This window comes from Cytophagia bacterium CHB2, from assembly GCA_030263535.1.
Lineage (GTDB): Bacteria > Zhuqueibacterota > Zhuqueibacteria > Zhuqueibacterales > Zhuqueibacteraceae > Coneutiohabitans.
In genome coordinates this window covers 1-13,568 of record SZPB01000164.1, presented here as the reverse complement: position 1 = coordinate 13,568, position 13,568 = coordinate 1, and the positions used below count along the sequence as shown (strand labels likewise).

Genomic DNA, 13,568 nt, shown 5'->3' with positions numbered 1-13,568 from the left:
CAGCGTTTATTTGATGATTCCTTATCTGGAGAAAACCGGAGGCGTTTGGTTCAGCAAAGGCGGCATGTACAGCCTCGTTCAGGCATTGGAAAAAGTTTTTTGGGAGATCGGCGGCCGCCTCGAAACCGGCGCCGAGGTTTCCGAGATTGTCGTCAAAAATGGCCGCACGACCGGCGTGATGGCAAAGGGGACGTTTTATGCGGCGGATGCCGTGGTTTCAAATGCGGATTGGGCGCACACCCATCGTGATTTGATCCAGCCGGCGCATCGCCGCAAATGGACGAATCGTAAAGTCGAAAAACTCGACTACGCGATGAGCGCATTTTTGCTGTATCTCGGTGTGCGTAAGCAATATCCGCAGCTCTTGCATCATACGCTCATTCTCTCGCCGCGTTATCGCGAATTGGTGAAGGATATTTTTGATCGCAAGATTTTGCCGGATGATTTTTCGATGTATTTGCATGCGCCCACCCGCACCGATCCCTCGATGGCGCCGCCCGGCGGCGAGAGCATGTATGTGTTAATCCCGGTTCCGAACCTCGCCGGCGAGGTTGATTGGCACACGAGGGCACAACCCTTTGCAGAAAAGATTTTGAAGTTTTTAGAAGATGATTTTGGCTTGCGCGATCTGCGCCAGAACCTCGAGGTGCTGGAAATTTTTACGCCGCTCGATTTCAAACGCCGGCGGAATTCGCATCTCGGCAGCGCCTGGGGTGTCGAGCCGAAGCTCACGCAAACGGCCTATTTCAGGCCCCACAATCGCAGTGAAGATATCGCGAACCTCTATTTTGTCGGCGCGAGCACGCATCCGGGCGCGGGTGTGCCCGGCGTGTTGCTCACGGCGGAAACGACCGAGAGAGTCATACTCTCTGATTTTAATATATCGCAATTTGAAAGGTTGAGTGAAGGTGTGTTGGATTGAGGAACGATTGGGCTAAGGCTTTGCCTTTCTCGCTTAGCCCAAGCATCCGGGAACATTATGAAATTTTGGCTTGAAAAATCGCAGCGCAGCGCGTTTGAGTATTCACGCAAGTTGACCGCCAACTATTCCAAAAGCTTTTATCTCTCCACCCGTTTGTTGCCGCAAGAAAAACGCTGGGCCACGTTCGCCGCTTACGGCTTTTGCCGCTACGTGGATAATTTGAGTGATTTGCAGCGCGACCGCAACGCAACTGAAATCGAACGCGAGCTGGATTTCCTCGCATGCGAACTCGAGACAGCTTACCGCACCGGCGAATCCGAGCATCCCATTATTCGGCCGTTCGTTGCCGTGGCATTGCGCTATGGCATCCCGCTGGCACACCCGCTCGATTTGATCAACGGCGTGCGCATGGATTTGCGTCACGTGCGCTATCAGACATTTGACGAGTTATATCCGTTCTGTTACAAAGTTGCGGCAGTGGTGGGTTTAATGATGACGCATATTTTCGGATATGAAGATCACCGCGTCTTCACCTACGCGGAGAAACTCGGGGTGGCAATGCAATTGACCAACATTTTGCGCGATATTCAAGAAGATTGCCGCATGGGCAGAATCTATTTGCCGCTGGACGAATTGCAAGCCTTTAAGTGCGGCGAATATAATATTGTTGCCGAACGGATAACGCCGGAGTTCCGCGAGTTGATGGCGTTTCAAGTCAATCGCGCGCATTCGTATTACGAGGCTGCTGAGGCCGGCATCGAGTTGCTCGACGCAGACGCCCGTTTTGCGGTTTATGCCGCGAGCCGGATCTATCGCGGCATTCTGCGCCGTCTGGAAGCGCGCGCCTACAACCCTTTTCTTGGCCGGGTTTACGTGCCGAAACACGCCAAGCTCAGCATCGTCCTGCAAGAAGTGTTGCGCACGAAAGTGCTGGCCACGCAAGAACGCCTGGCCTATCATCTCGAGGCAGGTTGAAGGCATGATTCCCGCCAAACCCGCTGCTTGGGCGGACCGCATTTTTTATCCCTATGTCATGCATCTGTTCCACCGGCATTTTCAGCGCATTTGCCTGCTCGGCGAGGTTCCCCGCTGTGAGGCGCAATTACCGTTGCTGTTGCTCCCGAATCACAGCACGTGGTGGGACGGTTTTTTTGTTTATCTCCTCAATAAAAAAAACTTTTACCGCCAACCGTATCTGATGATGTTGGAAGAACAGCTTCGGCGCTACCCCTTTTTTGCAAAGCTCGGCGTTTTTTCGATCAATCCGCATTCGGCGAGCAGCGTCCGCGCGTCGTTGCGCTATGCTGCCGCCCTCATGCAGCAAACTCGCCCGGTTCTTCTCGGGTTCTTTCCGCAAGGCGAACTACGGCCTTGGGATACGCGCCCGCTCGGCTACCAGCGCGGCCTCGAGGTTTTGCTCAAAATGTTCGGCGATAAAGTGAATCTTTTGAACGTGGCGATCAAAACCGAATTCCGCAATGAACGCTTGCCCGAAGCGTTTTTTCTGTTTGATCAAAATCGCGTCGTTGGCCATGATGATTTGTTGCGCAGCCAGGATTTGGAAAAAATAGAAGAAGGCTTATTGTCCGAGCTTACGCAACGGATAAAGCGCGGGGAGCAAGGGAGAGTGTTGGTTGGCCGGGCAAGCTCGTGAATTTGACAATCATGATCGCTAGCTGATGACATGTAAGAGAGATTTATTAATATCGGCAAAAGAGTGACCATTTTATTTTTCTGCATTTTTGGCATTCTCACCCTCGTGCTCGGCATTACTCTTTTCAATGCGTTCACAGCGCCGAGGCTGCAAGCCGCCCCGCGTTTGCAAACAACGCCGCTCGTTTCCGTGCTCATTCCCGCGCGCGATGAGGAAGAAAATCTTGCCAATTGCCTCACCGGATTGCTGCGGCAGAATTATCCCCATCTCGAAATAATCGTCCTGGATGATGGTTCGCGCGATGCAACGGCTGCTATTGCCCGCCGCTTTGTCGAGCAGGACAAGCGTGTGCAGCTCTTGGCAGGCGAGCCTTTGCCGCCGGGCTGGCTGGGCAAGAATTGGGCTTGTGATCAACTCAGCCGCTGTGCGCGCGGTGAAATTCTCATCTTCACCGATGCGGACTGCACGCATGCGCCGGAAATCGTTACGCACACCGTGGCATGGATGCAAAAGCTGCGACTCGGAATGCTCACGGCTTTTTCGCAGCAAGTCACGTTAACGCTGCCGGAGAAGCTGATTGTGCCGGTGATCTACATGCTGGTTTACAGTTATTTGCCGTTGTGGCTGACTTATTTCTTGCAATCACCTTCACTGGCGGCCGCCAACGGCCAATGGATTGCCTTCACGCGCGGAACGTATCATCGTATCGGTGGACATCGCGCGGTGCGCCGGGAAGTTGTGGAAGACGTCGAGCTGAGCCGTCTCGCAAAAATCCGCGGTGAAAAAATTCTGGTGTTTCCCGGAACCGGGGCGTTGTTTTGCCGCATGTATCGCTCCTGGCGCGGCGTGTGGGAAGGTTTTTCGAAAAACGCTTTTGGTTTGGTGCGATTCCAAACCGCTCCGTTCTTCATGCTCGCGACGCTGTTATTCGCCATTCACGTGACGCCTTATCTCTTCGTTGGGTTTGAATCTCTCGCGCCTTTGGCGGGGCTTGCCATTTTGATGAATCTCCTTTTGCGCCTCATCTTGGCGTTGAAGTATAAACAACCGCTTTTTACCAGCGTGATTCTGCATCCCGTGGCGGTCGTGTTGGCGATCATCATTGGATTGAATTCTTATCGCTGGTTTCGCGCCGGCAAAATTATTTGGAAAAACCGCCCGATTCCCTCAAAAAGGTAAGCCACGACAAGCGCCATGCACTATCCCAAACAGGAAACGATTGCCGTTGTTCTCATCTACATTTTCATGCTCGCGGGAGGTTTGTGGCATGCGCTCGATATTCTGCAAGCAGAAATGCGCCTGCTGGCCTCGCCCATGATCATTGGCCTCGGCCTCTTGCTTTTTGGGGATTATCTGCGTAATCTTCATTTCGAAAAAACGAATTCTAAAGCGCCGGGTGAGGGCCTAAATGCCAAGCAAGCGGCGCGCCGCTTTGTTGTGTGGAGCATTCTTGTTGTATTGTTTGGTTTCTTAATCGAACTTGTCGGCGTCAAAACGGGAGTGGTTTTCGGACGGTATCGCTATGGCGGAACATTGCAGCCGGCGCTTGCGGAGGTTCCGCTTGCCATCGGTTTTGCCTGGCTTGCGATGTTGCTTTGTTCTGGCGCGTTAACCGCGCGTGTGCTCTCTCATGTGAAAACGCCGAACCTCGTGCTGCAGGCCGGATTGATCGCGGGTTTCATGCTTTTGTTTGATTTTTTTATGGAGCCGGCGGCAATGAAATTGAACTATTGGCAGTGGCAGGACGGCACCGTGCCGCCGCGCAATTACCTCGCTTGGTTTGTGACCGGATATGCCCTGGCTTTTTCTGGCTTGCGCACGCAATTTTGGCGCGCGCAGCCTTCGATCATTTCTGTGCACGCTTATATTGCGCAGCTCGGATATTTTTCAATCGTGAATTTAGTAAAGTGATGATCTCATGCACGCTTATGCAACACAATCCAATAAAGGGCTTTTCTTTGGGATTGCTATCGTTTTGTTGTGGTGCGGCAATTTGGCGCTCTTGTTCAGCCAAGAGATGACGATTAAAGCATTACCGTGGATGATCCCCGCGGTGATGGTGCAAATGTTTTTGCATACCGGCCTGTTTATCACCGCGCACGATGCCATGCACGGCGTGCTTGCGCCGCAACACAAGCGTCTGAACAATCTTGCCGGTAGCTTGTGCGTGATCTTGTATGCTTTGTTTTCCTTCAAGAGTTTGCGCCGTGAGCATCAACAACACCATGCGCACCCCGGCAGCGCTCAAGACCCGGATTATCATGATGGCGAACATCGTGGCTTTTGGCGGTGGTATGCTCATTTTATGATGACGTACGTGACTTGGCGCCAGCTTCTGGGCATGGCGCTCGTGTTCAACCTGCTGCATCATGTCATGCACATTCCGCTGGTGAATTTATTGGTTGCCTGGGTGCTGCCCTCGTTGTTAAGCACGCTGCAATTGTTTTATTTCGGCACGTTCTTGCCGCATCGCCAGCCGCCGGGTGGATATGACAATCGCCATCACGCGCGCAGCAACGACTTTTCCGTGTTCTGGTCGTTTGTGACATGCTACCATTTTGGCTATCATCTCGAACATCATGAATACCCTTTTGTGCCCTGGTGGCGGCTGCCGTTTGTGCGGCGGCAGCTTTCACATAAGGAACTTGCGTGATGCCCGTTCCTGATATTCGCGTGCAAACCTGCAACACTGCGCCTGTCAATGCTCTCGGCGACTTTGTTTTGTATTGGATGATTGCCCATCGCCGCACGCAATGGAACTTCAGCCTGCAACGCGCCGTGGAGTATGCACAGCAGCTCAACAAACCTCTGATCGTACTCGAGGCCTTGCGCTGCGACTATCGTTGGGCTAGCGATCGATTGCATCGCTTTGTGATCGAGGGCATGCGCGATAATGCCGAACGGTTGCAAAAGACGAAAGTTTTTTATTATCCCTATATCGAACCGGCGCGAAATGCCGGAAAAGGGCTGCTGGCGGCGCTGTCCCGGCATGCTTGTGTCGTTGTGACGGATGATTTCCCGGCGTTCATGCTGCCACCTATGATCGCGGCGGCGGCGCGGCAGCTCAACGTGAGATTGGAAAAAATCGATTCCAATGGCATCCTGCCCATGCGCGCGGCCGGGCAGGTTTTTCCCACAGCCTATGCGTTCCGGCGTTTTCTGCAAAAGAATTTGCACGCGCATTTGCAGGCTTTTCCTTTGGCAGATCCGTTACGGCGCGTCAGCCTGCCCGTGCTCGCCAGTCTTCCCAAACAAATTCTAGAACGCTGGCCGCGTGCAACCGAGGCTTTGTTTGCAGGTGAAAAGGCAGCCATGCGCAAATTACCGATCGATCACAGCGTCGGAACGGTTACGACGCGCGGCGGGCCGGCGGCAGCACAAGAAACATTAAGAAACTTTTTGGAACATCGGCTTTTCCGTTACGCGGATGAACGCAATCAGCCGCAACAAGAAGTCGCGAGCGGCTTGTCGCCGTATTTGCATTTTGGCCATATTTCGACGCATCAGGTGTTTGCCGAATTGATGCAGCGGGAGAATTGGTCGCCCGCGCTCTTGCCGCCAAAAGGCAGCGGCGCGAAAGAAGGGTGGTGGGGCGTGAGCGCGCCGGCGGAATCTTTTCTTGACGAATTCGTGACGTGGCGCGAAGTGGGATACAATTTCTGCTCGCAGCGGGGGGACTACGATCAGTTTGAGTCGTTGCCGAACTGGGCGCAGCAAACGCTCGCAAAGCATGCGCGCGATCGCCGTGAACATGTTTATTCGCGCGCACAGTTTGAAAATGCCGAGACCCATGACGCTCTGTGGAATGCGGCGCAAATGCAGTTACTGGTGGAAGGCCGGGTGCACAATTATCTGCGCATGCTCTGGGGAAAAAAAATCCTGCAATGGTCGCGCACGCCGCAGGCAGCGTTGGAGCTGATGATTGAATTGAACAACAAATATGCCCTCGACGGACGCAATCCGAATTCCTATTCCGGTATTTTTTGGGTGCTGGGGCGTTATGATCGTCCCTGGCATCCGGAACGTCCGGTCTTCGGCGTGATTCGCTACATGAGTTCGGAGAACACCGCCCGCAAAGTGCGTGTGCGTGAGTATATCAACAAGTATCTTGGTTTCAAAACGCCGACGTTGTTTGACGAAGGTTCAACTTAAGGAGAATGCCGTGCCCTCCGTGAAAGGCGCTGTAACCAACCCCTCGTTTTGGAAGCTCGTCTGGCATTTGCCCAAGATGTTGCGCCTGACGTTGCGCTTGCTCAAAGATGGTCGCGTGCCGCTCATCGGGAAGCTTGCATTTTTTGCAGCTTGCGCATACACTGTTTCTCCGGTTGATTTGGTGCCGGATTTCATCCTGCCCGTTCTGGGCTATGCAGACGATGTTGCCCTGCTTCTGGCTGCCTTGCGCTTCATGTTGAAACTAACGCCCCCCAACGTACTCGAGGAGCATCTTGGTGAATTGGATATGCGCTCTTTACCGTAAAATTCTCAGGCAAAAATCGAGCGGTTGCCGCACGCGAAACCGGAAAGGCGAGACGAATCGCCTGCCCGGGAATTCTGATTTTGCGCCGAACGCCGGGCGAGGCTTTGGGCTTCCTGCCGGGTTGGTTTTCATCGTGTTGCTTGGCGTTTCTTCCCTTCATGCCCAACCCCTCAAGCTCGAGGTCATTTATCCGCGCGAAGATCTCACGCTGACCGCGCGCGATTCAACCTTCATTTTTGGAAATTATTTTCCCGCGAGCGCCAAGATCCTGATCAACGGCATCGCCGCCCGGCAATATCCCAACAATACATTTCTTGCCGTTGTGCCAATTAAGCCGGGAATGTTTATCTTCCGCGCGGTTGCGCACGACAGCTCACGCACACTCGCGCGGTGGGATTCCACTGTGGTTGAGCGCAGAGTTTATATCCCAAACTATCTCATCACCTCGCCGGGCGTTCCGCTGCAATTCGATACGAGTTACGTTTTTCCTCGCGTCGCTCTTGAAATGCGCGCCGGTGATCTTCTGGGCGTGGCGGTGAAAGGTACGCCCGGCATGCGCGCCACATTTTCGATTGATGGTCTTGCGCAAAATCTTCCCATGGCCGAGAAGCCGGCGCGCAAACAATTCTACTGGGGTGAAGCCGTGTTTGGCCGCGCCCAGCCGCCCAACACGCCCGAGGTGCGCGGCATTTATACCGGCGTCTACCGCATTCGTGCAGCGGATACCACCCAAAACGCCAATATTCGATTTCAACTCGCGCATGATAGCGGCGAAAAAGTCGAGTTAATTGCCACAGGAAAGTTGAGCATTTTGCCGGAAGTGATTCCCCGCGTGGTCGGCTTGACGGAAGAACTGACGATCGGGCGTACTGGTCCGGGGAATGGTTATCAACTCTTTCTGCCGCGCGAGGTGAAGCTGCGCATCACCGGGCGCGAAGGCGCGTCTTATCGCGCGCGCTTAACCCAGGATGAATCGATTTGGATTCCGGTGGCGAATGCTAGGCTCCTGCCTGCCGGCACGCTGCCCCCGCAAACCACGGTGCAAGTGGCGCGCACGCAAAGTTTTCCCGAACGCACGCGGGTGACGATTTTTATGGATGAGTGCGTGCCGTTTCGCATCGAGCAGCGCTCGCAACCGCAACGCCTCGAGGTGATCCTGTTCGGCGTCACTTCAGACACGGATTGGATTCGCCATGATTATGGAGACCCGTTGATTGGCGAGATCCGTTGGTCACAGGACGAAGATGAGAAATATCGCCTGAGCATCGCGCTCAATCAAAAACAACAGTGGGGATACTCGGCTTCTTACGAAGGCACGAACCTCATACTCGATATTAAAAAAACACCAAAGCTCGCCGCGCCGCCGCACAGCCCGTTGCAGGGTCTGTTTGTTTGTGTTGATGCGGGGCACGGTCCCGATTTGGGCGCGATCGGGCCTACCGGATTCACCGAAAGGGAAGCGACGTTTTTACTCGCGCAAGAAGTCGAGAAAAAATTGCTGGCTAAAGGCGCGAATGTGATTCAGACGCGCGTAGTGCTGGAAGAGGGCATTACGCTCACGGCGCGCCGCAAATTTGCCGAGGTGAGCAACGCGGATTTGTTCATCAGTTTGCACTACAACGCGTTGCCGGATGGCGTCAATCCGTTTCTCAATCGCGGCAGCAGCGCCTTTTATTATCACGCACAAAGCTATGCTCTGGCAAATAAAGTCCTCCGCATGTTGCTAAATAAACTAAAACTTCCTAACTTTGGTCTGTTTTATGACAATCTCGCGGTGTGCCGGGTGACCAACATGCCGGCGGTTCTGATCGAACCGGCGTTTATCATGCATCCGGAGGAAGAATTTTTAATCCTGTCGCCGCGTTTTCGTGAAGCAACGGCTGAAGCCATTGTGGCTGGAATGGAGGAGTTTCTAAAAGCGGCGCGGGAGTAATAAAAAAACGAAATGGAATTCGAATATACCTATTGTCCCAAATGTTCGGGTAAACTCGAAACGCGATTCGTGGAAGGCCGTGAACGCCAGGTTTGTTCGCAGTGCGGATTTATTTTTTATCGCAATCCCATCCCGGCGGCCGCCGTCATTTTAAGAAACGATGACGGGGTTTTGCTGGTGCAACGCGCGATCGAGCCGCGCGCCGGCGATTGGTGCCTGCCGGCGGGATTCATGGAGTGGAATGAAGGGCCGGAGCAAACTGCCATTCGCGAAGTGAAAGAAGAGACCAATCTCGATATCGCATTGCGCGGCATTTACGGTGTTTATCCCGGCAGCGATTATCCGGCTTATAAAATTGTGCTCATCGTTTATTGGGGTGAAATTCTCGGCGGGGAGCTGCGGCCGGGCGATGACGCGAAAGACACAAAATTTTTTAAGCTGGCGGAATTGCCGGAGAATATCGCATTTCGCATTCATTCGAATATCCTGAATGCGTTAAAAAATGAAGGTGAAGGACGATGAAATTTTGCTTACTGATATGCCTCGGATATGCCATGCTCGTGGGCTGCACCAGTTCCCGCAACGAGCAGCCCGCGGAAGCCTCCCCTCAAAATGTAGTTGCCGAGACGAAAATGGGCATGCAGAAAGTCTATATTGATGAGATGCCGCGGCTTTTTACCACGGCAAGGGGACGCAAGCTCATGATCCCGATTACCGGCAACTTGCCCAACCCGGCATATCGTTTGGACAGCCTGCAAGTCGAGATCAAAGGCCGGGTTATTACAATCACGCCGCTGGCTCATTATAATGATAGCGCTACGGTGATTCAAGTCTTGGTGCCTTATTCCAAAACCATTGAGATCGGCCCGCTCGAAACCGGAGAGTATCAGCTTCGTTTCGAAGGCCGGTCAGGCGCACAAGACGGAAAAATCATAGTTGAAGATTAAGGCAGGGCCGTTTGATGAATCCTCAATTTTAAAATGTATGCGACTGAGGGAATGAGTACAGGCTTTCTAAACGCATTTACGACCGCATGACTGGCTTCTACTACCATTCTGCTTGTTTGAAACATGACACCGGCGAAGGGCATCCAGAGCGGCCTGCCCGGCTGGAGGCGATCATCTCACATTTAAACACGATGGGACTTTTGGAGCGTGTGCAAATGATCGAACCGGAACCGGCGCCGCTTTCGGCGATTACCGCCGTTCACCCGCGCCAATACGTCGATTGGATTCAACAAAGCTGCGGTTGGCAGCTAAATGCGCTCGATGCCGACACCATCGTTTCGGAACATTCCTTTCACGCCGCGCGCTTGGCGGCAGGTGCAGCGCTGGACGCTGTTGATCGCGTCAGCTCGGGAAAGCTGCGTAATGCTTTTTGCGCGATGCGCCCGCCCGGCCATCATGCCGAAGCCGGCGCCGCCATGGGTTTTTGTTTGTTTAATAATGTTGCGATTGCGGCAGAATGGCTGCTGCAAAATCAGCGCGCTGAGCGCGTGTTGATCGTTGATTGGGATGTGCATCATGGCAACGGCACGCAGGATATTTTTTATGAACGCGGTGACGTTTATTTTTTGAGTTTTCATGAATGGCCGCTTTATCCGGGCACCGGGCGGGAAAATGAAACCGGCGCCGGTGCGGGATTGGGGAAAACCCGCAATGTCACGATCGCAGCGCATACGCCGGAAGCAGATTATCTCGCGCGCTTCGACGCCGTTGTTGCAGAAGTGCACGAAACCTTCAAACCGGATTTTGTTTTAATATCCGCGGGCTTTGATGCGCATCAGCACGATCCGCTTGCGCATCTGCGTTTGACGGAATCCGGTTTTGCCCGCATGACGGAGATCCTGTTGGACCTGGCCAAATCGTCCTGCCAGGGCAAGATCGCGTCTCTGCTGGAAGGCGGCTATCATCTCGAAGGCCTGTCGCGTTCTGTTGCCGCGCATGTGGAGAAATTGCTCACTGCTTCCACGTAAGCGCGCGTGAAGTTTTCGCATAAACAGAGTGGCACACGTTAAACAATGAGTTCACAATTGTGGCAAGATGATCCGGCTAGCCGCGACCCGTTTGCGACGCAGCGCAAACGCATGGTGGCACATCAAATCGAACGACGTGGTATTCATGACCCGCGCGTGCTCGAAGCTATGCGGCTCGTGCCCCGGCATTGTTTCGTGCCGGATCGCTATCATGCCGCCGCCTACGACGATACGCCGATCGCCATTGGTTATGGACAAACCGTTTCCCAGCCCTATATTGTCGCCTACATGCTCCAGGCCTTGAAATTAGTGGGCATCGAAAAAGTGCTGGAGATCGGCGCCGGATCGGGTTACGAAGCCGCGCTGCTTTCACATTTGTGTGACGAAGTTTATTCGATCGAAATCATTCCCGAGCTGGCGGCGCGCGCCGAGAGGATTCTCAAGGATTTGAATTATGCCAACGTTCATATTCGCTGCGCCGATGGTTACAAAGGCTGGCCTGAAGCCGGGAGTTTTGATCGCATCATTCTCTCTGCTGCGCCAACCCAAGTTCCCGAGATGTTGCTGGAACAGCTTGCGCCCGAAGGCATAATGATTTTGCCGTTGGGCGATCTCGATCAGCGGCTTGTGCATATTAAGAAAAATGCCAACGGTGAAATTGAACGCACGCATTCCCTGCCAGTCAAGTTCGTGCCCATGACGGGTATAGCCGCTTCCACAAATTAACCTGAAAGAAAATGCCTGTAGCGCCTTCGCGTAAATCGAAACAAGTTTTAACGGAGCGCGACATCCTGCAAGCCTGGAAGGAGCGCAAAACCCAGATTATAGTGCCCACCGGCGCGCTTGTCACACCCGCCGCCCGCGATGCGGCCAAAGTCCGCAAAATTGCGCTCATCAGCGCCGCCTCACAAGCAGCTCCGGCCGAAACGCCGACAGCGGTCAGCGAGAAGCCCCAACTCGTCGTGATCGGTTCCGATCATGCCGGTTATCAACTCAAAGAGCAAATCAAGACTCATCTTCGCGATCTGGGTTACCGCCATGAAGATGTCGGCGCGTTCAGCGAAGCGTCTGTCGATTATCCCGATATTGCAGAATTGGTGGCGCAGCGGGTAGCGGGCCAGGCAAGTTTGCGCGGTATTATCATCGACGGCGCAGGCATCGGCTCGACCATCGCGGCGAACAAAGTGCCCGGCATTCGCGCTGCCGCTTGTTTTGATACATACACCACCAAAAACAGCCGCGAGCATAATAACACTAATGTCCTGTGTCTGGGCAGCCGCAATCTCGGCAGCGACATTGCCAAGGAAATTGTGACCGTTTGGCTTGCCACCGGCTTCGGCGGCGGCAGACATCAGCGCCGCATTGAAAAGATCGCCGCGCTCGAACAAAAATATTTGCGTAACCCGTGAAACCTCTCAAGTTACGGTGCGTCTAATTGCGTGGCTTTACGGCCAACGATATGTTTGGATCATGATAAACGAAGTTGAACAACGATTCGAGAACAATGACGCAAGAAACGCAAAATCAGCAAAACGTGTTGCAAGAACCCACGCCGGATCCGCGCCGGCTTTATCGTTCTGTCGTTGATCGCAAAATCGCCGGTTTGTGCGGCGGTCTTGCCGAGTATTTTGGCGTGGATGCATTATTCATCCGGCTTCTCTTTTTTCTCAGTATCTTCTTGGGATTTGGTATTTTTGTGTACATCGCCGGTTGGATTATTATTCCGGATAACCCGGCCGGACACTCCGCTGTGCCCAAAGCGCCGACGGCCAGCGGCCGCTATGTCTGGGGCGCTTTTCTGATCTTGTTGGGCCTTATCTTTCTCGCAGAGCAAAACGGGTTTGATTGGTTTGTGCCCTGGCGCTGGCATTTTTACTGGCCCGATTGGCTGAGCTGGGGCGTGATTTTATCCGTGATGCTGGTCGGGTTGGGATTGTACCTGGTCATGCGCGGCGTCACGCAGCCGCAAACAGCAACGTATGCGCCGCAAGGATCCGACAGGCCGGCATCGAATTATTTTGCAGAAGGAGCCTCGACTATGAACACGAAACGCTTAACGCGATCCGTAAAAGAGCGCATGATTGGCGGCGTTTGCGGCGGATTGGCGGAATACTTTAATCTGGATCCCTCCTTGATGCGCATTTTGTGGGTGGTGATGACTTTTGCCAGCGGCGTTTTTTTTGGAATTATCGCCTATGGCGTGATGATGGTGGTTGTGCCGGAACAGCGGCTGGAACCGGATGAACCGAGCCGCGCGCCGAACGTTCGATAAAACGGCAGTCAAACCTCAATTGGTTGTACGTGGAGATGAGACTATGGCATGGCAGCGTCGTTCGCTCGTTCCCGGCATTATCCTGATCCTGATCGGATTATTCCTCTTATCCGATCGTTTGCCGATCCCCTGGCCGAGTTTCGAGCACAGTTATCCGATTTTTTATCTTTTGCTCGCGTTGGGCAACGCGATGAAGGTGCGCGGCTTCGGCCAGACGGAGGGTGTATTTGGAACGTTTTTCTGGCTCACGCTTGGCGTGTTTTTTATCCTCCGGAATTTTGATTTTATTCCGTATCGTTCCTGGCCCTTGGAAATCGTGATTGTTGCGATCGGCG

Annotated in this window: 16 protein-coding genes and 1 pseudogene; all 17 read left to right on the top strand. The window is 53.6% G+C overall.

The window, feature by feature from the left end; translation table 11 throughout:
• On the top strand, window positions 1-922 hold a 922-nt coding region (crtI, locus tag FBQ85_16175), incomplete at its 5' end, for a phytoene desaturase (protein MDL1876686.1).
• 57 nt (window positions 923-979) lie between these two features.
• Window positions 980-1,897, top strand: a complete 918-nt coding sequence (locus FBQ85_16170; protein ID MDL1876685.1) for a phytoene/squalene synthase family protein — start codon at window positions 980-982, stop codon at window positions 1,895-1,897.
• Window positions 1,716-2,576, top strand: a complete 861-nt coding sequence (locus FBQ85_16165; GenBank protein ID MDL1876684.1) for a hypothetical protein — start codon at window positions 1,716-1,718, stop codon at window positions 2,574-2,576. Before FBQ85_16170 ends, FBQ85_16165 begins: the two co-directional genes overlap by 182 nt.
• 45 nt (window positions 2,577-2,621) lie before the next feature.
• Window positions 2,622-3,755, top strand: coding sequence for a glycosyltransferase (locus FBQ85_16160; protein MDL1876683.1), 1,134 nt, complete (start codon window positions 2,622-2,624; stop codon window positions 3,753-3,755).
• Window positions 3,756-3,770: 15 nt separating this feature from the next.
• Window positions 3,771-4,487, top strand: a complete 717-nt coding sequence (locus FBQ85_16155) for a carotenoid biosynthesis protein (protein MDL1876682.1) — start codon at window positions 3,771-3,773, stop codon at window positions 4,485-4,487.
• 7 nt (window positions 4,488-4,494) lie between these two features.
• Window positions 4,495-5,229, top strand: a complete 735-nt coding sequence (locus FBQ85_16150; protein MDL1876681.1) for a beta-carotene ketolase — start codon at window positions 4,495-4,497, stop codon at window positions 5,227-5,229.
• Window positions 5,226-6,728, top strand: coding sequence for a deoxyribodipyrimidine photolyase (locus FBQ85_16145; protein ID MDL1876680.1), 1,503 nt, complete (start codon window positions 5,226-5,228; stop codon window positions 6,726-6,728). Before FBQ85_16150 ends, FBQ85_16145 begins: the two co-directional genes overlap by 4 nt.
• Before the next feature lie 76 nt (window positions 6,729-6,804).
• Window positions 6,805-7,053 carry a DUF1232 domain-containing protein gene (locus tag FBQ85_16140; GenBank protein MDL1876679.1) on the top strand — a complete coding sequence of 83 codons (249 nt, stop codon included), beginning with the start codon at window positions 6,805-6,807 and terminating at the stop codon, window positions 7,051-7,053.
• Entirely contained in the window at window positions 7,025-8,986 is a 1,962-nt protein-coding gene (locus FBQ85_16135; protein MDL1876678.1) for an N-acetylmuramoyl-L-alanine amidase, read from the top strand. Before FBQ85_16140 ends, FBQ85_16135 begins: the two co-directional genes overlap by 29 nt.
• Before the next feature lie 12 nt (window positions 8,987-8,998).
• Complete coding sequence (locus tag FBQ85_16130; GenBank protein MDL1876677.1) at window positions 8,999-9,508, top strand: NUDIX hydrolase; 510 nt, start codon at window positions 8,999-9,001, stop codon at window positions 9,506-9,508.
• A complete protein-coding gene (locus tag FBQ85_16125; protein ID MDL1876676.1) occupies window positions 9,505-9,933 on the top strand; it encodes a hypothetical protein in 429 nt (142 codons plus the stop codon). Before FBQ85_16130 ends, FBQ85_16125 begins: the two co-directional genes overlap by 4 nt.
• An 86-nt stretch (window positions 9,934-10,019) precedes the next feature.
• On the top strand, window positions 10,020-10,961 hold the full coding sequence (locus FBQ85_16120; protein ID MDL1876675.1) for a histone deacetylase: 942 nt from the start codon (window positions 10,020-10,022) through the stop codon (window positions 10,959-10,961).
• A 45-nt stretch (window positions 10,962-11,006) separates the two neighbouring features.
• Complete coding sequence (locus FBQ85_16115; GenBank protein MDL1876674.1) at window positions 11,007-11,687, top strand: protein-L-isoaspartate(D-aspartate) O-methyltransferase; 681 nt, start codon at window positions 11,007-11,009, stop codon at window positions 11,685-11,687.
• An 11-nt stretch (window positions 11,688-11,698) separates the two neighbouring features.
• On the top strand, window positions 11,699-12,370 hold the full coding sequence (rpiB, locus tag FBQ85_16110; protein ID MDL1876673.1) for a ribose 5-phosphate isomerase B: 672 nt from the start codon (window positions 11,699-11,701) through the stop codon (window positions 12,368-12,370).
• 95 nt (window positions 12,371-12,465) lie between these two features.
• Window positions 12,466-12,696: pseudogene (locus FBQ85_16105) on the top strand (PspC domain-containing protein).
• A 303-nt stretch (window positions 12,697-12,999) separates the two neighbouring features.
• On the top strand, window positions 13,000-13,233 hold the full coding sequence (locus tag FBQ85_16100; protein MDL1876672.1) for a PspC domain-containing protein: 234 nt from the start codon (window positions 13,000-13,002) through the stop codon (window positions 13,231-13,233).
• 43 nt (window positions 13,234-13,276) lie between these two features.
• A partial coding sequence (locus FBQ85_16095; protein MDL1876671.1) for a hypothetical protein occupies window positions 13,277-13,568 on the top strand: 292 nt, incomplete at its 3' end.